This is a genomic window from Pedobacter sp. R20-19 (genome assembly GCF_000708265.2).
Taxonomy (GTDB): Bacteria; Bacteroidota; Bacteroidia; order Sphingobacteriales; family Sphingobacteriaceae; genus Pedobacter.
Map to the genome: position 1 here is coordinate 282,982 of NZ_JCKI01000002.1, position 20,098 is coordinate 303,079.

Genomic DNA, 20,098 nt, shown 5'->3' on the forward strand with positions numbered 1-20,098 from the left:
AAGATATTTGATATGAAATATTTAAAAAATAAAATGCTGCCCATTCTGTTTTTAGCTTTGGTAGCAGGTAGCACAGGCTGCAAAAAGTATATTGAAGAAACTAACCTTGGTGCTGCAACAGACCAACTTTATTATGTAACCAAACAAGGTTTTGAAGATCTTTCCAGGTCAAATTACCCCAATCTCCGTTATATTGCCAGCATGAGCAATCTGTACAACCTGGGAACAGATACCTATTCTTCATTGCAAACAACGGATGTAAATGCGCTGAACATGTACAATGTATCGCTCAATTCATCCCTAGCTGATGTGGATAACCTTTGGAAACAACTCTACTACACCATTGGCGGTAACAATACCACCTTATATTGGGCAACTCAGGTGCAGAACATGGATGCAGCTACATTAAATGCCAGAATAGGAGAGGCAAAGGCCATGAGGGCATATTGCTATTATCTGTTGGCAGAAACCTTTGGCGATGTACCTTTGGTATTAACGCGGACAGTGGATGTAAGTACCTCATTCAGTCGTACACCTGAAAGTGAAGTGTACACGCAAATTATCAAAGACCTAAATGAGGCAATAGCAACTTTACCAGTGGTAACAACAGACTTTGGAAGGATTACGAGGGGATTCGCACAGCATCTTTTAGCCAAAGTATACCTCACCCGAGGTTACAAAACTTATGGACAAGGTGTTGCAGATTTTAACCAGGCGGCAAGTATTGCTGATGCCCTGATTAATTCAGGAACATATTCTTTAAGGCCGACTTTTGCCAGTATGTTTGATCCTTCCATTTCAAATTTTCAGGTCAATTCTGAAGTGATATTTTCTGTACAGTACAGCACAAATGTCGCTTCCAATCAGGTTTATTTTTTGGGTAAGGCTGGTTTGCCAAGTGTGGCAGGAGGAACAATTGCTGCAGGTACCGCTGCTGTAGGAAATGCATTGCAACAATATTTCTTATGGGATACTTCAGTTATACAACCAATCGGTCGGTCGGTACTTTATAACAGGCCCGCCACAGCACATGCCTCGGTTCCTGATCCATACTTTTTTAGCTTATTTGATAAAACCCGAGACAGTCGTTATCAAGCTACTGTTTGGACTGCATTGATTGCGCAAACGGCAGGGAGCGCAAATGGGAAGAGTTTTGTAGCCGGAGATACCGTTGTTTACTATCCTGATGTGGCATTTACCACAGCACAAAAAGCTACCCGTAAATATTACGTGTTCAATCCAGGCGAATACCGCACTACACCATTTAGCGGAAATACCAGAACCTTCCCGCTCTTTAAAAAATTTAGAGATCCAAATGCGGCCTTTGCCGATAATGGCGGAACCAGAGATACTTATATTTTTCGTTTAGGAGAAACCTATCTGTTGGCTGCAGAGGCTTCTCTGCAGGCCGGAAATTTGCCAAAAGCCTTGCAGTTTTTCAATGCCATTCGTACCCGTGCAGCAAAAACAGGAACAAACCCTGCATCAGGTTTATCATATGCTGCAGAAATGCAGGTGACCAGTTTAAGCCTGGATGATATCCTTGATGAACGTGCCCGCGAACTATCAGGTGAGGAATTTAGGTGGTATGAATTGAAGAGAACGGGTAAATTGATTTCCAGAGTGCTTACTTATAACGATGAAGCCAAGGCATCTAATACCTTAAAAAGCTTTCACTTGCTTCGTCCAATTCCTCAAAGTCAGATTGATCTGAACTCGGGTGCTGCCTTTCCGCAGAACCCAGGTTATTAACCTGAGTTTGATAATTAAATTTTTAAATAAATATCAAAGCGCCACTAAATGGTGGCGCTTATATCACAATTTTTCATCTCTCGATAACAAATTCGCCTCAACAAAAGATGGCAGGCATTAACACAATCCCTATATGATAAAGAACACACTACTCCTTATTGCACTTTTATGGTCGGCAACAGCTGTTCACGCACAAAAGAATTTTAATATTATTCAATATGGTGCAAAAGTCGGAATGGATAATAATGCCATATTTATTCAAAAAGCGATAGACGAGGCTTCTACTATGGGCGGAGGAAAAGTTACCATTCCAGAAGGGAATTTTGTTACTGGCCCGTTAACTTTAAAAAATAACGTAGAACTCCATTTGGTAAAAGGGGCTGTTTTGTTAGGGAGCACCATGCGTAAAGACTACACGCCAGAAAGAATGGCGGTTATCTCTGCCTATGGGCAAAAAAATATCGCCATTACAGGTAAAGGTATTATAAATGGCCAGGCACATGAATTGATGTTTAACATGTTCGAGCTGCTTAGAAAAGGAGAATTGCAGGATACGCAATACCTGGCCAAACGCCCCCGTGAAGAAAACAGGCCTAATCTTATATTCTTTAAAGGGTGCCAGGGTGTTCGCGTAATAGGAATTACACTGAAGGATGCCGCTAGCTGGGTACAGAATTATAAAGAGTGCAACAATGTCGTAATCGATAGTATGACCGTATTGAGCACCGCCTATTGGAACAATGATGCCATTGATATTGTAGACTCTAAAAAGGTACGCATTACCAACAGTTATTTTAATGCTGCTGATGATGCTATCTGTCTGAAATCGGAAATTAAGGATGGTTTTTGTGAAGATGTGTGGATTGAAAACTGCATCATGCGATCTAGTGCAAACGGATTTAAAATTGGTACCGCTTCTCTCGGTGGCTTCAGGAATATTACCGCTAAAAATCTTACTGTTTTTGATACTTACCGTTCTGCAGTTGCGATTGAAGCTGTTGATGGAGGCTTTTTAGAAAATATTAAGGTTACGAATGTGCGTGGAAAGAATACCGGAAACGCCGTATTCATCAGGCTTGGTCATAGAAATCAGGATGAAAGATATAGCTCCATTAAAAATGTATGGATTGAGGATGTGAAGGTAGAGGTTCCGGCAGGTAAGCCAGATATTGGTTATCCCCTTGAAGGGCCTGCACCAAAAGTAGCTGCACATAATCTGGTACCCGCCTCCATTACAGGGCTACCAGGTCATTTGGTAGAAAACGTTACCTTAAAAGATATCGAAATCTCTTATGGCGGTGGAGCTACCAAATCAAAGGCCTACCACAGTATTGATTCGTTATCTACAGTAACAGAAAATGCTGCAGGTTATCCGGAATTTACCATGTTTGGCGAATTACCATCCTGGGGATTATACGTAAGACATGCAAAAGATATTAAACTGATTAATGTTAAAATAAGCCTAAAAGCTGCTGATTTCCGTCCGGCTATGATTTTTGATGATGTTTCTGGATTAAAACTGAATGACCTGAGTATTCCAGAAGATGCCGTACTTCCGGTAATTGTTTATAGAAATACAAATCAATTATCTACCTCCGGGTTAAAGATTCCTAAAGCTGCAGAAGCAACAGTAATTAAAAAATAAAATTTTCTGCCGTGCCTTAGTTACGGCAGATTTATTCTGGTCCATCAGTAGGTTGTCAAGAGTCGTTTGTGCTTTTGCTATCTCGAAATCTATTCTCTGATTTCTAGCAAAAATTAGCAAATTTATGGTTAGGCTATTTAGTGAAAAGTCGGATCAGTACAATAATTTGTCGCACTGATACAAGAATTGTAAGTAGGGAGGCATGTATATTTGTTTCTAATCTTTTTTGCCAAATATATTATGAAGAGACGAACATTACTTAGGTACATTGCGGCAGGTATCCCCGGACTTTATCTTACACAGGCTGCCAATGCATCATTACTCCAACATATTATAGGTAGCCCCAATACTGGTTTGCCAGAGGGTTCCTTTCAACCCACTTGGGAATCCTTAAAAAACTATCAGACACCCGAGTGGTTTCGCGATGCAAAATTTGGGATGTGGGCACATTGGGGGCCTCAGTGCCAGCCAGAGGCAGGCGACTGGTACGCCAGGCATATGTATATGGAAGGTTCCGGTCAATACAAGTTTCACCTTAAAAAATATGGTCATCCCTCAAAATTTGGTTTTAAGGATGTGATTAATACCTGGAAAGCAGAAAAATGGGATCCACAGGCCATTGTAGATCTTTATCACCGCACAGGCGCAAAATATTTTATGGCGTTGGCTAACCATCATGATAATCTGGATTTATATGACAGTACTTACCAGAAAAACTGGAATTCTACCAAAGTTGGCCCCAAAAAAGATATTGTTAAAGGCTGGTCTGATGCAGCCCGCAAAAGAGGGTTACACTTTGGCGTAAGCGTACATGCGGCACATACCTGGAGCTGGCTGGAAACAGCGCAACGTTCGGATAAAACGGGGCCGCTGGCAGGTGTTCCATATGATGGAAAGCTTACAAAAGCTCAGGGTAAAGGCCAATGGTGGGAGGGGCTTGATCCTCAGGAACTTTATGCCCAGAACCATGCTTTAGGGAAAGATAGCCTGGATGATGGTGCCATACATCGCCAATGGAATTGGGGCAATGGTGTGAGCATACCCGATCAAAAATATATCGAAAAATTTTATAAACGTACAATCGAACTCATTGATAAATATGGGCCAGACATGGTTTATTTTGATGATTCTCAACTTCCGTTATGGCCAATTAGTGATGCCGGACTAAAGATCGCATCTCATTTCTATAATAAAAGTATAAAGGACAAAGGAAGCCTTCAGGCAGTAATTACAGGTAAAATTCTGGATGTGGAACAGCGTAAGGCTATGGTATGGGATATTGAGCGGGGGCAAAGCAATGCCATTGAGCCGCTTCCATGGCAAACTGATACTTGTATAGGAGATTGGCATTATAACCGGGAAGTTTATAATCAGAACAGGTACAAGACTCCACAGTCTGTTATACATACACTTATCGATGTGGTCAGTAAAAATGGAAACCTGATGTTAAACATACCATTAAGGGGTGACGGAACCATGGATGAACTGGAAACTAAAATTGTAGAAGAGATTGGCCAATGGATGCGGGAGAATGGTGAAAGTATTTACAAAACCCGCCCCTGGAAGATTTTTGGTGAAGGTCCGGCACAAGAAGCTGCAGCAGCACTCACTGCACAAGGTTTTAATGAAGGTAAGGGTAAGCCATTTAGTGTAGAAGATATTAGGTTTGCCACAAAAGGAGATGTTTTGTTTGCAACTGTATTGTCTGTGCCGAAGCAAGGCTCAGTATTGATTAAAAGCCTGGCAGATAACAGCACACATTATAAACAGAAAATTAATAAGGTGGAGTTAGTTGCAACAGGTGCACCCTTGCAGTTTTCACGTACAGCAGAAGGCTTGAAGGTAATCTTTCCTGAAAACAGCAAACTGCCATCCTTCGCCGTTCCAATAAAAATTAGTTAATTGGTAAACGGGCTACATATCTTAATTTACTCCTTATTAATAATGGTCGGAATTTTTTCCGACCTTTTTTTGTATTGATGGTCAGCAGTAATATTTTGAATGATCTATAAATAATGATCAGAATGTTTTGAAGCATGCACTGCATTTGATATATTCATTGCGCACTAAATAACCTCCTGTAAGATGGAAAGGAAGATTTAGAATGCAGTCGTACTCATGAAATTTATAAAAAACCATTTTCATCTTTTAAATGCTGATGCCGTAAGATTAGGAAACAGCTGGAATTTTATCAATGTAATTAGTCCTTACTACAGGCTTTATTACATTGAAGATGGAGCAGGTTATATCAATAGTCCAGCCGGACGAACTACGCTCACCGCAGGCCATCTGTATCTTATTCCCAGTTTTACCCTTTGTGATTTGCATTGTGATGGTTATTTATCGCAATATTTTGTGCAGTTTTTTGAAGAGTCGCCAAATGGAATTTCTTTATTTGGCCATTGCAGGGAGATTTTAAGAGTACCAGCATCTGTTATTGATGTCAGTAATTTTAAAAGGTTGCTTGAGGTTAATCCAGGAAGAGGAATTAACCGGTCCGATAACCCAAAAGTATACGAAAAAGATGTTTATTATAAGGAGTATACCAAATTGAATGAACTTCAAACAGCTTCTACTCAATTTGAAACCCAGGGCATCATTTTGCAACTGCTATCGAGGTTTATGAAGTCAGAAAGATTTGGTATCTCCAATCAGGAGGCCATACCTTCTGCAGTTCTGGCGGCAATCAGTTACATACAGATTAATATTGCAAAGCCACTCAAGGTAAGTCAACTGGCATCCGATGCAAATTTAAATACTGATTATTTCTCACGGATCTTTCATCGATATGCTGGCAAAAGCCCTGTTAATTTTATTCTGGAAAAGCGTATTGAAAGGGCTCAATATTTGATTATTACTACCAATATGCAATATGGAGAAATTGCTAAATTAACAGGCTTTGAAAACCAGCAATACTTCTCAAGGATATTTAGAAAAATCACCGGACTGAGTCCGAAAGAGTACCGGAACCAAAACCCTGGTTACTAAAATTATTATTTATTTATCCTTTAGCAATCTGTCATTGCCGAACCGAAGGGTGGGGCTTAGTGATGGCGTGAAGCAATCTGATTCGCTACAATAGATTGCTTCGTTGGCTTGAAAAAGCCTCCTCGCAAGGACGAAGAGGCAAAGCGGCAACAGAGAATTCATCATTGCGAACCGAAGGATAGGGTTTAATGATGGCGTGAAGCAATCTGATTCGCTATAATTGATTGCTTTGTTTGCTTGAAAAAGCCGTCTTGCGATGACGAGGAGGCAAAGTGGCATCAAATATTACTCATAGCTTATTTTATATCAGTTTCGTGCTACCTTCTAATAGAATATCTGCCTAAATGCATTAAAATCTAAACAATAACGGTGTAGGAAGTGATTCATCACAAAAGATAAGCAACATGTTTTGGTCGACGTAATGCAGCAGTTGATCGGCACATCTTCAGCATGGGCATCAATTCTTTAAAAAGTGAATATTCTGGTACTTCATTTGGCTAGGTTTAGGTAAACATAAGGAAAATGAAAAGAATAATATTTGCGGTTTTATTGGGAGTAGCTTCTATAAACAGCATGAGTGTAAAAGCTCAAACTAGTATAAGTATCAATATTGGTCAGCAACCAGAATGGGGCCCTTCGGGATATAACCATGTAGATTATTATTATCTACCAGATATTGATGCCTATTATAATGTGCCAGCCAAACAATATATTTACCAGGAAAATGGTGCATGGGTTTGGAGAAACAATTTACCTTCAAGATACAGTAATTATGATCTGTATAGCGGGTACAAAGTAGTGATGAATAAACCCAAACCTTATCTTTCACATTCTAGCCATGTAGGCCAGTATAGTAAATACAAAAACTATAAATCACAGCAGCCGATAATCAGAAATAGCCATGATAACCGAGGGGTAAATAACGGGGATAGAAATAATGAACAGGCTAAGAGGCCTTCAAAATCAAAACCTGCACAATTGGGTAAAGGCAATAATAAAAGGAATGTGGATGTAAGAAATGAAAGTCCAAGGGGAAATAATAATAATCCCAACAGGAATAGAGGCAGAAACTAAATCGGATTTTTGTAATAGGAGAGGCTTTGGAGTTTAATTCTAAGCCTCTTTTTTTAGTTTCTATCCACTTATCAATGCCTTTTTCCTGTTAAGGTTAATATCGGGAATTTATGAAGATAGAGTGGCTAAATGCTGTTATCTGGTTACAGTAAAAATAAGCACGGCTAAGTTTACTACGACTAATAATGGTTGTAAAATATTATTTAAACTTTGTAATTTATCGCTGGTTGCAGCACTTTTTGTAGGTTGTAATACGATAATGTCATGATTCTGAAGGATTAGTTTTTTACTGGCTAAACTATTGATGTCGTTTAGGTTCACATAAATTAATTCCGGATTTGCACGGTCACCACGGATAATTTTTAAGGTTTTCGGGTCTGCTGATTTGCTGATTCCGCCAGCTTCACCAATAATATCAATCAAGGTGGTATTATCACGTTCTAGCAAGAAATTTCCTTGCTTGCCAAATTCACCCAGTAACGTTACTTTAAGATTGACTACGCTAAGTTCTATAATGGGTTCTTTTAATAGTTTAGTTTTATAAATATCCTGGATTTTAATGGCTGCTTCTCGTCGGCTTAATCCGGCAACTTCAATCTTACCAATGGCGGGTAAATTCACTTTACCGTCTAAATCTACAGGATAAGAAAGCACATTTTGTATACCACCTTGCGCATTTTGGTTATTATTGGCACCGGTATTTGCAGAACTGCCAGTTGTTGCACCAAATTCAAAATTTTGAACATTTCGAATGGCCAACTGATCATTCACCTTTATTTTATAGTAGGCATCGCTAATGCCCTGATCATTTACCACATAAACCTGCTTAATCGTGTCAGTTACAATATCTGATGGGGCATTAAATAAGGTGCGTTCTTTACGAACGCCACAGCTGGCAAGAGATACAATTATTATACTAAGGAACAGAAAGTTGAAGCGTGATTTTAGATATGGCATAACAATGGCTAATATGTTTCAAAAGTCTAAATGTAGCACAAAAATACAATTTAATATTTTTTTAGTGCAACATGCAATGCTAACTGATGGTTACAGATTTTTACATGACAGAATTCTTTACTTAATGAAATTTTTAGGCACATGATTTTATAAAGTCCTTGAAAAACTGAGATTTAATTCTTTTAGTGTTATTAATAGCAACAAGTATGGCCTTGTTTAAATTGCAAATATAAACCACTTGACATTTATCAATATGTAGGTTGTTTGTATGATAAGTAAGCCTTAATTTCGTTTATTTGTATTGTAAAATTTTGATAAGGTAAATTACTATCGTTTATTCGTTTTTTAATTTCTCAATTTAAATTTCTGAATAATATTCAGTTGTTAAAGGATAGTTGATATTAAACATGCAGACGCAGTGTACGGCAACTTAACTTTCATTTTTTGCGACCATATTTTGCTTAAGGCGGTATAACAGTGATTGCCCCCTTTTGTAATCATCCCTAATAAATACTTATTGTAGTTACGTAATCGGTTTCCTCTACAGAAAACTTGATTCAATGTTTCAATGGATTATATATCATGCTTTGGTATATCATCCGGATTGAATCCAATAAGTAATCCAAATTATTTTTTTCTTAGGATTTTTTTGTGACTGTTCATCCCACAGATAACGCAATTAATCAGTTTAACAATGTGGAATGTTATTACTTAACAAAACAAAAAAGCATGTGTATAGTATGCTAATCAGCTTATGTGTATGTGCCTTATTTAGTCAAAATGTACATGCAGCGAATGGTTGCCGATACCAGGGAAGAGTTTATTACAATCGGGCTACCAATCCGCCAAACAATAAATATGAGTATTATACTAATGAGTCTTGGATTCAATTTTCATCAAATACCAGCTGTAATTCTGTCGGCAATCAAAGCGCTACTTATGTACTGAGTAGTACTGTTACAAATAGAACTGCAAAAGGTGGGAGATGTTATGTGAATTATGCAAATACTTATACTATTGGTTCAGCCGTTACCTTTCCTCGAACATATCAATGCCCTATCGATAACCTGATTATTTACCTCATGATTGCTATATTGCCCTTAGTATACTACTCCTTCAGAAAGCAGTTTTTAATTAAAGTTAAGTAGATAAAGCTGGGGCAAATCAGAATTAAATCGGTTATCATTTTTATTTTACTAATTTATAAAGACGTTGCAAATCTGATGTTTAACAATTTTATGCCTGTTTTATATAAATTATACTATATCTAGTATAAAGCACTTGATATTTGTCAACATATTAAGTATTTGTATGATATATCAGCCTTAATATGCTTTCATTTGTAAAGTGAATTTTAATTAGGAAAGCGCACGTATTAACTCCTCCAATTAACTTTCATTTTTTGCGAACATATTTTACAAAAGGTGTAACAACAGTACCACTTTTTGTAATCATCCCTAATAAATACTTATTGTAGTGAAATCTTTATTCTTATTATCAATAAGGAGATTTCTGAGTTCAAATAGACAAATGTATATCATGCATTAGTCTGGTCTCAATTGAACTGAATAAGTAAGTTTTAATTTATTGTTTTTTAAATTTTACACAGGATTTTTTTTGTAAACTGCAGATCCGGCAGGTTGCACAAAGATTCGATTTATTAGGTTCTTTATGTTACCATTTAACAAAATGAAAAAGCTTTCGCTTAGGTCATTAGTTTTTACATTTTTCTTTTTAGTGTTTAGTCAGGTTACTTTTGCTACGCCGGGATGTAGATACCCACCTTACATCTTTTACGTCATTAATCAGTCCGCTCCGCAAGATGGTAAAGAATACTATACAAGGGATAAATATCAATTAGTTACTAGTACTGTTGACTGTAGTACGACTGCCAATCAAAACCTTAGTTATATAAAAAGCTCTGAAATTACACTAAGAAGTAGTACTATCGATTGTCGTACGTATCTTGGTGGTTCAAATGCTTATTATAGAGGTACCGCAATAGAGTTTACCATCGTATATCATTGCCCTATTGATGATTATATTCCTTATATTTTGCTAGCCATACTTCCTGCTGCATTCTATTTCTCCAGAAAACGAATGGTATTTAATTAACGAATGAAGATGTAGCTCTCTTAAAAGCTAGCCCGGTTATTTTAATTTGATAATCCGAATTGGATAAGAATTAATTGATTTTAAATGTTCATTTCATTAAAAACACCTCTAAAGGAGAAAAGTTAAATCTCCATTCAACTATTCGGTATAGGATGCTTAAACAGCAGGTTAATTATAATATAAATAGCCTGTTCAAATCATATTTTATGGCATATTATTAATCTAATTCGAATTAATACTGTTGAGTAGTTACGCACATCTGATACTGATTAAATATGAATTCAAATCTCTTTATGTAATGAATTTGATTTGTCACCTATATAGTTGTGCCATAAGTCCTTTTATAGAACTATGTATACCTTCCTTTATAAGCTACATATCTAAAACCTTTTTATAAAACTCGAAGGTTCTACTCTTATTATTTCGTAAATGTTTGAAAATATATATTAAAAATGTAACTGTAAAATGTCAAATAATAATAATAAATTAGTTAATTTTGTAGTATATTATACCATAGTATAATTATTGACAAAACTCATAAAAAGTGTATGATTTTTTAGATTTTCATGGTATTAAAAATGTTTTTATTTACTTTTGAAGTATTTAAATCGTTTTAGTATCTACTTTCAATTTTTTTATGCTGTTCCGTTTTTTTTATTTGTCTATTATTAGTTTGATAGTTTTTAGTTGCAAATTATTTGCGCAATCAGGTTCTGGGTGTTATGTTTCCTCTACAACAACTTTTGCGGTAACTTCAGTTGGTAATGCAGGTCCCGCTAATTCATCAGATATAAGGCCTACTTATACTGGGTCACTTGCTTTAGCCAATAGTACTACCTGTCCGAGGGTGAAATCTTTTGGTAATAATAGGGGAGCCAATACCTGTTATATCAGAACATCTAACTCAGCTGGCTTTACTTATACATCAGGAAATCTTTATGATTATGAAAGAGAAAACTGCCCTTTGGATGATTACATTTGGTTAATGCTTATAGCCATTGGCGGATTTGCCTTTACTGCACTTCGGAAATATCATTTGGCTTAATCTTTCGCAGCGTTTCTGAGTTATTATTAGATCATATGTGCAAGATATGATCAATTATAGATTGCTCTTAAGCAACCTCCTATTCGGTAAATTCTTTTAAATTGTGTGATGAAATCCTCATCTTATCTTGCTATAAATTCTCTTTCTTAACTATTACCTTTCTGGATGATATAAGTATTATTCGCTATCAAAATTGCAACCTGATTTTCTTACGCATGCCTACACCTATACATGCTATATAACTAAAAATAATAATGTTTTAACCAGGTTTTATTTGGCTATTTAATCATTATTTGTGGTATAATTTAACAAGATTACGATGATATTTTATCAGTGAACAAGATGAATAAAATTCGCATCTAAATTTTTTTGTAAAAATTATGTTATTGATATAGATCAATAATTCTAATATTGTTTTTCAGGACTTAAAAATTTTAAAAAATCGTTTTAGAAGAAATAGGAGTTGGTTTTTTTGGAAAAAAGTATTATGCCAAAATTTTAAATTATTCAATTTTAAGCTGATTAGGAGGGTTGTTCATTTTGTTCATATAACTGTTTTGAATACTTTTGTAGGGTAATTAATACAAATTTTATTCATTTTGAAGTTCTCAGCTCTTAACATCTCGCAACAATCAGTATCAATTGGAAACCCATTTTATCAACTAACAAATCATATTTATAAATGGGTTAGTTCAAAGCATAAATCAATTGGATTATTGATTATAATGCTATCACTAAATACTAAAAAATCTGATGCTCAGATTAGTGGAAACGGCTGTGATTTTGGCGGGCGTATAGCTATTCAATATTTGGGTTCTGCAACGTATTATGGTAATTCAAATGATGTTGTCGAAGTATATAGCACATCATCTGCAGTTCCGATCAATAAAGGAAATGGAAAGGGGTACGATTGTGATGCGATAAATGATTACGATGCGTTTCAAGTTTGGGATCCATCCATACAGCCATATGGCGCAAATAGAACTGTTCCGGCTAGTCATGATATCAGGAGAAATCCATCATCTCGCCAGCATGAGTGTGTGGTTGCATCATCACGTTATGCTACACCGGATGGCGAAGGAACAATTGTTGGCTATACATATAAAGACCCAAATAATTGCACTTCTGCACGACCTAATAACCTGCCTTTAGATGATTATTTGCCATTTTTGGTGTTAATGAGCGTAATGATCTCTTTACCATTTATTATTAAAAATAGCATTTTTATTTAATCCGACTTACGAAGTTTCAAAGGGCAGTGTGATGGGAAACTTCGTAAGTCTCCATGTTTTTCAAATCAGCTATTAAACTGGCGAAGTTCTGCCACGCTGCTTGCCTTTAAAACTTCGCAAGTTTCTAAAACCCGACTTACGAAGTTTAGTTGGGTGGTGTGAAAGAAAACTTCGTCAGTCTCCATATTTTTCAAATCGGCTATTAAACTGGCGAAGTTCTGCCACGCTTCTTGCCTTTAAAACTTCGCAAGTTTCTAAAACCCGACTTACGAAGTTTAGTTGGGCAGTGTGATGGGAAACTTTGTCAGTCTCCATATTTTTCAAATCGGCTATTAAACTGGCGAAGTTCTGCCACGCTTCCGGCCTTTAAAACTTCGCAAGTTAATTCTAAATCTTAATTACTGTTCATAGTTGTTCAGTGTTTTATTCGTAAGTGGTTGATGTTGAATAAAGTGAATGGATTATTCCATTCATCTCTGCAGTAGTTTTGGTTAAAAATCAAGTTAATGCTCCAGAAATTCGCTTTTTTAATTTTGCTATTATCTACCTTCACCTCGGGTCTTTTTGCCCAATCAACAGGTTGCTTGATTGGAACTAATGTATTTACAAATTTAAATGGGTATGTAAATGTTACAATTGTTGTTTCGGTTAGCGTTAGAAATTTTGATAATCCAAGCTTTAGTACCCTTACGAATGCTTGCCCCAGGGCGGTTAACGTTACACCTGTAACTGGTCCATTAACGCTAACAGCATGTGTGGCAAACGGAAATCTACTTTCTATAGGTAGTACGGTAACGTACACTCGTTTGGATCCACCTGTTCAGTGCGATTTGGATGATTTAACCCTTCCATTTGCTGCAGCTGCAGGTACATTAGGCTTGTTTTTCATCCGGAGGCGTAAAATTATAGATAGGTTATACTAATCTCTTACATCCATCTGCAAACTTAAAACATCAACTAGTTTATTAAGCAAGGTGCTAATCTTATCTTGCAAATAAGCCAAATGTTCAGGAGCTATTTTGTAATTATCATCATAGCGTGCACCAGTGTAAGCTTGCTGAAGCAATTCAAGCCATTTTAATTCTTTATTCTTTTTAATGTCGAAAATATTCTTAATTGCTGGCAGATAAAACCCAGCAACTTTTTGAAGTAAAATTAATTGATGACTTTTAGGTGCTCTTTCTTCATATAGTTTGATAATCAGACTAAATGTCTGTTCACATACCTGATGAAGCATAAAAGCTGACAGTTGAAATTTGCCTTCCTTAAAATATACTAACGCACCTTCCTGAAAACTTTTGGCCTTTTCCAGTCCATGATGAATCACCATGGCAGAATGTGCCCGCATTTCAGATAATTTACATGCAGGCGTTTCAATCAATTCGTATTGCGGTGCAGATTGATATATACAATGTTCGCGACGACAATAGCTGGAATAAAATAAATTGCCACGCGCTAACATATCATGCATGGTTCCATAAGAAAAATACCTGATTTCTATATTAATCTTGCCCAGGGCAATAAACTCCAGCATATTTCTTGTGACATCACTGGCCTGGTATTGAAAGCGGTCTAAAACCATAATCAAGGTGATGAGCCTGGTATTGTCCCTGCGCTGAAAAATATAGGCCAGCGGAATCAGATTAGTGATCAGTTCCAGCAGATGCTTAATCTGCTTTTGAGGAAGAGCAGCAAGGATTCTGTTCGTTTCCAAGGGGTTGAAGTTCATCTTATCGGTTTATAAATGTTTCATTGTGAAAATGTAAGTATAACTTGTCTTCGTCAACCGCAACCAGTAATAAAGCAAGTTCCATGATTTTGATCAGTATTTCATATAAATCAAAGGCACCGCCTGTAGCTGGGGCAATATGGCCAGCTCTTGAACCACAATAACTCCATTCTTTTAAGTCTTCTCTGATGTTAGAAATGTTTTCAAGAGTAAGTAATGGTTGGAAAACATCAAGGGGGCTCTCCTTTTCATCTTCCTGCAAAGTTAAAATCTCGTAAGGATCGTCCTTTTCCGGCGATGTATGGATGAGGTTCTGCAGGGCAAGCCAACTGGAAAAAAGATGGGGTTGTGCTGAAGCTGCAGTAGGCGTTGAGGTCGGAATTTGATAGGCTGAGATAAGGTAACAAGCTTCCAGAAGCCGGGTCAGCTGGTCATGTAGGTATATAAAATCTGGTGGTGCCATAGTTAGGTTATTTCCTATAACCGCTTTAAACCATGCTTTGAGCTGATCGCGATAACTGCCCAGGCTTTCTTCTCTGAAAAACTGAATAATTTGATAGTAAGGATTTTTTAGATATTCATTTCTGAGTAAGGTTGGGCAGGTATCCTGAAAGTGACCAATTTTTATCACTATGCATTGCCGCTCTAATGCCCTCAATAATCGTTCATAGATCAGCCAGCTGGCTTCAATTAACCGTTTGGTGTTGCGATAGAGCGAATAAATGGAGGTATCAAAACCATCTGTGATGCCTTGCTCTAATGAATGGCTGAGCCAGTCATAAAGCAAACTTTTAGATGTAACCAATTGCTGTTCATCAAGAAAATTAAAGACTTTAAGTGGTTGCATTAATTCGTCATCAGTTAAATGCCGGGTTTGATCACAATAGAGGTAACTGGTATAGCTGAGCATCTCTTCTGCTATGCTGGTGTGCTCAATTATTAAATTTTTAGCGGTTGATGTTTCTTCATTTAATGCAAATGAAACTTCATAAAATTCTACGAGGAGCTTATAAAAAAATAGCAGGTCAGACGGTGCATATTTAGGATCATCGGGCTGCTCTGTCAACATGAGTTCCAGCCACTCATCCATAAAGAAAAGGTGGGTTGGCATACTTTTAAGTTCAAAAAATTTTTCATAAAATAAAAAGGAGGGATGCAATTGCAAATTGGTTTCAATACTTTTCATGAGCTTAATTTTAATTTTATTTACCTTGCGTGTTGCATAACAAAAATAATACTATAATTAAGCAATGCTAAATTTATTTCGTACAACTTATTAACATTTTTCTCATGACTGAATTAGATCGTTTTAAATCATTAATGGATATATTAAACTTTAGAACCCAAAGAGATTTTGCCGTTGCACTTAACATTAAGGATGGTTCTATGTCTGATATTGTGCGTGGTAGAGGAAACAGTATTTCTGCATTCATTAAAGATCGTTTAGCATACAGATTGAATGTTAATATTGAGTGGCTGGAAACTGGCGTTGGAGAACCTCTAATGAAAAGCGGGCCGGTTATATCCGAAGCGAAAGAAGGTGTTCCGTACTTTGATATTAGTTTATCGGATTCAGATACATTTATATTAATGGAAGAACAAGCCGAATACTTTGTAAATTATAAACCCTTTAATGATTGCACAGCTTATCTTCCGGTTTATGGCGATAGTATGTATCCCAAATATGCATCTGGTGAAATCATTGCTATTCGGGAAGTAACTAATTTTGATGTATTACAATGGGGTGAAGCTTATGTTGTGATGACAGATGAAAAAGCAAACTACTTACGAAGCATTAAGATGATTTATCAGCATGCTGATCCCGACAAACTTATTCTTCGTTCATCCAATCCAAATTTCAGGGGTGACACCATTATCAATAAAAGCAATATTACATCATTGTATATTATCAAAGGAAAAATAACAAGAAATTTAATTTAATTCCTTTCAATATCATTCTCTTACTAAGACAGATATAACAATTTTAATTTTAAAACATATTGGGAATATTAAGGTATATTAAATATTGTTATTGAATTGCGATTTCACTATATTTATCTTAATAAATTTAGTTGTTATGCCTGCTGATCTAATAGATTTGCTTAAAACAAATATTTCTTCGTTGTAAAACCAGCCTTTATCTAGTGGTATTGTTGCCAAAAATTTGCATATTAGTGATAACGGCAGTGGCGAATTAACGCTATATGGCGATTTCACCATCACCTTAAAAGTGTTAGATCTCACTACTAATGGTGCACCCAATTTAAATAGCCTGATGACTTTTACCCAGCAAGTGATTACCTCTAAGTTAAGGGGCGGTGGGTATAAGAGTGGAGTAATTTATTTTGAATATAATTCTTCAACCAAGTCATTTAATTTTCGAAAAAATCATACCTATTCCATCCGCTACAATTTTAATTGTGGTGTTAATGTTATACAGATTAATATGCTGAGTCAGTTAAAGGGGAACGATTTTGTATTGGCCGTAGTAGATAGTATTGGTCATCAGTTTACCGATCAATATGGGAAAAAGCACAATTCAGGGGGACTTGCCCAGAGAGATGGAGGACCAGCAGTTGTGAGTTACAATGAATGGAGAAAGAATAAATATATAGGTGTACACGAGTTTTTTCATACACTAGGTTTGGGAGACATTGAAGATCTTAGTAAAAAGGACCGGTTAATGTACCATCTAGGAGATAACACAAGTTATAATATATCTGACAATGAAAGAGGAGATATGATGAGTTTTCTTATGCGAAATATTAGCGACATGACAAAAGGCACTTATTCATACACAAACCTAAATTTTAACACATTAGATTTATTAAGAAGATTTTTAAAAGATACAACGAATGGTTTCAAATACAACAAGGCTAAGTTTAGGTAGCATTCTACTTTTTATGTTTGTCGCCTGCATAAATGAGAACAAAATAAAAATAAAAGCACCAAAAAAAAATAGCCTGCCAGATTCTTGCAGGTATTATGCATATGATGCCGGGCAAATAGTTTCTAACCTCAGTTGTTATAATTGCCATATCAGAAGAGGTGAAAGATTAAATAATATACCGTCTTTTGATGAGCTTGCAGCTATGGATAGTTTAAAACTTTTAAATTTTGTTTTTACTAAGAAACATAATGGTAATTACAGTATTAAAGGAGCATTCAAGACATCCAGAATGGATACACTAAGTGATTGCGAAATAAAAAGTGCAATTCGTTACATAAGAGATTATGGTAGAGATATTTCATTACCCAGCCAATAATAGTTATGGTTTTAAATATAATAAAACTAAGTTTCGGTAGTTTTTTATTTTTATTCATTGTGGCATGTGTAAATAAACCGAAATCCAAAGATAATATTGTAAGTAATAAAAAGATACTTAAAGACTGCAGATATTATGCTTATGATGCTCAACAAATTGTTTCTAATCTTGGCTGTTATAACTGTCATGTTCGAACCAATGAGCGATTATTTGAAATACCAACATTTAGCGAAATATCTATAATTGACAGTTTAAAACTTATAACATATGCATTTACTAAAAAGCATAAAGGTTGGTATGATAAAAGCGGAACTTTTAAAAAGTCAAGAATGGATACTTTAAGTGATTGTGAAATTAGAAGTGCCATTCGATATATTAAAGATTACAATAGGGATACTCCGCCCATGTCTAGCCACTAATTGTTATGGTTTCAAATATAATAAAGCTAAGTTTAGGTAGTATTTTGTTTTTATTTACTGCCGCTTGTCTAAATAAACCCAAATCAAAAGAGAATACTTTGATTAAAAAAAAGCTAATCGATACCTGCAGGTACTATGCTTATGATGTTCAACAAATCGTATCTAATCTGGGGTGTTACAATTGCCATATTTTGGCAGGTAATAGATTAAATGAAATATCAACATTTGAAGAATTAGCTAAGATGGATAGCTTAAAACTGATCAATTATACCTTTACAAAAAAACACAAAGGATGGTATAGTAAAACTGGATCATTTAAAACTGCGAGAATGGATACCTTAACTGATTGTGAAATAAATAATGTTATTCGTTATATAAAAAGATGCTGCAAGAAATATCCCTATGCCTAGCCACTAATTACCATGGTTTCAAATATAAATTTTCGGCATATATTAAGTATGATTCGTTATCTAAAGAATCATGTAATTGTAAACTGATTTATAAATACTAATAACTGATTTTTTTATGTATGCTTAATACTTAAGTATTAAAATATTTTTTTTACATTCGGGTATGATTAATCCATTAGCTTATGAAAAAGTTGTGCTTAATCATCCCTCTCTATCTCATCCCGTTTTTTGTTTTTGCAGAATATGGTTGTCTGGTTCCCGGCTACCCAGAGTTGCTTACTTATCAAAGCAACCCACCTGGAGGAATATATTCCAATACACCTGGCGAGATTTATCCTGCTGAAGGTTGCAAGTGGAATTTAGATCCATTACAACCATCGGCTGGTTGTATAGGGCATGGCAAAGCAGGTACAAAAGGAACCTATTATCAAGAATGCTCTCTTGATGATTTTATCCCGCTATTATTTATATTTACAGCTGGAATGTCTTTTTTAACCATACGTAAAAAAGCTTTCGCCACGCAACAATGAAAATATCCATTATTACCGTAGTTTATAACGGAGAAGCTTATCTTAAAGAATGTATCGAATCAATCATCAATCAATCTTATCAGGATATTGAATATATTGTTGTGGATGGCGCTTCTACTGATGGCACCCTTAAAATTATTGAGGGTTACCGGTATTCCATAAAACATTTTGTTTCTGAGCCCGATCGTGGTTTGTATGATGCCATTAATAAAGGTATTCAACTGGCATCAGGAGATGTAGTGGGAATTTTAAATGCTGATGATATGCTCGCCGATCGAAATGTGATTGCACAGGTAGCAAAAGCTTTTGCAAAACAGGCTGAAATTGAGGCCATTTATGGAGATCTGAACTACATCAGGCCATTAAATAATCAAATCATAAGGGCCTGGAAATCTAAACAGGCTGGCATACGTGATATAGCAAAGGGCTGGATGCCTGCTCATCCTACACTCTACATCAAAAAGGATTTATTTAAGCAGTATGGTAATTATGCACTTGATATAGGAACTGCAGCTGATTATGACCTCATTTTAAGATATTTTTTTGTACACCACCTAAAGGCAGTTTACCTACCTATACTTATGGTTAATATGAGGATGGGGGGGCTAAGTAATAAAAACATATCCAGCCTGATTGGTGCTTTTGAAAATGATTACAAAGCTTTGAAAAAAAATCGAGTTCCAAACCCACTTAAGGTTTTAATCATGAAAAAGCTATCTAAAATTATACAATACTGGTAGTTTTTAGCCAGAATTTGCCTCAACTCCTTTTATTATTCGTTTTTGTTCACGCGTGTTTTAGGTTTTTTAATAGCAAAGGATTTAACAGGGCCTTAATATGAAAATAATAATAAGGCTTTATGAAAAAATACTATTACAATTATCAATTTAAAGAATAAAAAGAACAAATAAAAGCTACAATGATTGTTATCTTTGT

20 protein-coding genes are annotated in these 20,098 nt (G+C 35.8%); 17 read left to right on the plus strand and 3 right to left on the minus strand.

Annotated features, from left to right (window positions below; all coding sequences use genetic code 11):
* The first annotated feature begins 12 nt into the window (after positions 1-12).
* From AN34_RS05005 to AN34_RS05025, 5 genes are all read left to right on the plus strand, one after another.
* Positions 13-1,752 (plus strand): RagB/SusD family nutrient uptake outer membrane protein, encoded by a 1,740-nt coding sequence (locus tag AN34_RS05005; RefSeq protein ID WP_029282915.1) that lies wholly within the window; start codon positions 13-15, stop codon positions 1,750-1,752.
* A gap of 133 nt (positions 1,753-1,885) precedes the next feature.
* The gene (locus AN34_RS05010) at positions 1,886-3,397 is read left to right on the plus strand and encodes a glycoside hydrolase family 28 protein (protein WP_029282917.1); all 1,512 of its coding nucleotides are present in this window, start codon (positions 1,886-1,888) and stop codon (positions 3,395-3,397) included.
* A 240-nt stretch (positions 3,398-3,637) separates the two neighbouring features.
* On the plus strand, positions 3,638-5,299 hold the full coding sequence (locus tag AN34_RS05015) for an alpha-L-fucosidase (RefSeq protein WP_029282920.1): 1,662 nt from the start codon (positions 3,638-3,640) through the stop codon (positions 5,297-5,299).
* Positions 5,300-5,515: 216 nt separating this feature from the next.
* On the plus strand, positions 5,516-6,385 hold the full coding sequence (locus tag AN34_RS05020) for an AraC family transcriptional regulator (protein ID WP_029282922.1): 870 nt from the start codon (positions 5,516-5,518) through the stop codon (positions 6,383-6,385).
* Positions 6,386-6,907: 522 nt separating this feature from the next.
* On the plus strand, positions 6,908-7,459 hold the full coding sequence (locus AN34_RS05025; RefSeq protein WP_157263189.1) for a hypothetical protein: 552 nt from the start codon (positions 6,908-6,910) through the stop codon (positions 7,457-7,459).
* 135 nt (positions 7,460-7,594) lie between these two features.
* On the opposite strand, the gene AN34_RS05030 is transcribed toward AN34_RS05025, so the two are convergent.
* Positions 7,595-8,416, minus strand: coding sequence for a polysaccharide biosynthesis/export family protein (locus AN34_RS05030; RefSeq protein ID WP_029282926.1), 822 nt, complete (start codon positions 8,414-8,416; stop codon positions 7,595-7,597).
* A gap of 701 nt (positions 8,417-9,117) precedes the next feature.
* Between AN34_RS05030 and AN34_RS05035 the strand changes: the two genes are divergently transcribed.
* The 5 genes from AN34_RS05035 to AN34_RS05055 all read left to right on the plus strand — a co-directional run bounded on the left by AN34_RS05035 (position 9,118) and on the right by AN34_RS05055 (position 13,731).
* Positions 9,118-9,564, plus strand: coding sequence for a hypothetical protein (locus AN34_RS05035; RefSeq protein ID WP_029282928.1), 447 nt, complete (start codon positions 9,118-9,120; stop codon positions 9,562-9,564).
* 541 nt (positions 9,565-10,105) lie between these two features.
* The gene (locus AN34_RS05040) at positions 10,106-10,531 is read left to right on the plus strand and encodes a hypothetical protein (RefSeq protein WP_157263191.1); all 426 of its coding nucleotides are present in this window, start codon (positions 10,106-10,108) and stop codon (positions 10,529-10,531) included.
* Positions 10,532-11,204: 673 nt separating this feature from the next.
* Positions 11,205-11,576 carry a hypothetical protein gene (locus AN34_RS05045; RefSeq protein ID WP_157263193.1) on the plus strand — a complete coding sequence of 124 codons (372 nt, stop codon included), beginning with the start codon at positions 11,205-11,207 and terminating at the stop codon, positions 11,574-11,576.
* A 725-nt stretch (positions 11,577-12,301) separates the two neighbouring features.
* Positions 12,302-12,808, plus strand: coding sequence for a hypothetical protein (locus AN34_RS05050; protein ID WP_157263195.1), 507 nt, complete (start codon positions 12,302-12,304; stop codon positions 12,806-12,808).
* 506 nt (positions 12,809-13,314) lie between these two features.
* The gene (locus AN34_RS05055; protein WP_029282936.1) at positions 13,315-13,731 is read left to right on the plus strand and encodes a hypothetical protein; all 417 of its coding nucleotides are present in this window, start codon (positions 13,315-13,317) and stop codon (positions 13,729-13,731) included.
* On the opposite strand, the gene AN34_RS05060 is transcribed toward AN34_RS05055, so the two are convergent.
* The gene (locus AN34_RS05060) at positions 13,728-14,537 is read right to left on the minus strand and encodes a HEPN domain-containing protein (RefSeq protein ID WP_029282938.1); all 810 of its coding nucleotides are present in this window, start codon (positions 14,535-14,537) and stop codon (positions 13,728-13,730) included. The genes AN34_RS05055 and AN34_RS05060 overlap by 4 nt on opposite strands.
* A gap of 1 nt (position 14,538) precedes the next feature.
* Complete coding sequence (locus tag AN34_RS05065; RefSeq protein ID WP_029282940.1) at positions 14,539-15,723, minus strand: hypothetical protein; 1,185 nt, start codon at positions 15,721-15,723, stop codon at positions 14,539-14,541.
* A 104-nt stretch (positions 15,724-15,827) separates the two neighbouring features.
* On the opposite strand from AN34_RS05065, the gene AN34_RS05070 reads away from it, so the two are divergent.
* The 7 genes from AN34_RS05070 to AN34_RS05100 all read left to right on the plus strand — a co-directional run bounded on the left by AN34_RS05070 (position 15,828) and on the right by AN34_RS05100 (position 19,902).
* Positions 15,828-16,478 (plus strand): S24 family peptidase, encoded by a 651-nt coding sequence (locus tag AN34_RS05070; protein WP_051666247.1) that lies wholly within the window; start codon positions 15,828-15,830, stop codon positions 16,476-16,478.
* A gap of 223 nt (positions 16,479-16,701) precedes the next feature.
* Positions 16,702-17,427: a hypothetical protein gene (locus AN34_RS05075; protein ID WP_029282943.1), complete on the plus strand. Its 726-nt coding sequence runs from the start codon at positions 16,702-16,704 to the stop codon at positions 17,425-17,427.
* On the plus strand, positions 17,393-17,803 hold the full coding sequence (locus tag AN34_RS05080; RefSeq protein ID WP_157263197.1) for a hypothetical protein: 411 nt from the start codon (positions 17,393-17,395) through the stop codon (positions 17,801-17,803). Before AN34_RS05075 ends, AN34_RS05080 begins: the two co-directional genes overlap by 35 nt.
* Before the next feature lie 5 nt (positions 17,804-17,808).
* Positions 17,809-18,222: a hypothetical protein gene (locus tag AN34_RS05085; RefSeq protein WP_029282947.1), complete on the plus strand. Its 414-nt coding sequence runs from the start codon at positions 17,809-17,811 to the stop codon at positions 18,220-18,222.
* A gap of 5 nt (positions 18,223-18,227) precedes the next feature.
* A complete protein-coding gene (locus AN34_RS05090) occupies positions 18,228-18,632 on the plus strand; it encodes a hypothetical protein (protein WP_029282949.1) in 405 nt (134 codons plus the stop codon).
* A gap of 182 nt (positions 18,633-18,814) precedes the next feature.
* Positions 18,815-19,162, plus strand: coding sequence for a hypothetical protein (locus AN34_RS05095; RefSeq protein ID WP_029282951.1), 348 nt, complete (start codon positions 18,815-18,817; stop codon positions 19,160-19,162).
* Positions 19,159-19,902 (plus strand): glycosyltransferase family 2 protein, encoded by a 744-nt coding sequence (locus AN34_RS05100; protein WP_029282953.1) that lies wholly within the window; start codon positions 19,159-19,161, stop codon positions 19,900-19,902. Before AN34_RS05095 ends, AN34_RS05100 begins: the two co-directional genes overlap by 4 nt.
* Positions 19,903-20,098 lie beyond the last annotated feature (196 nt).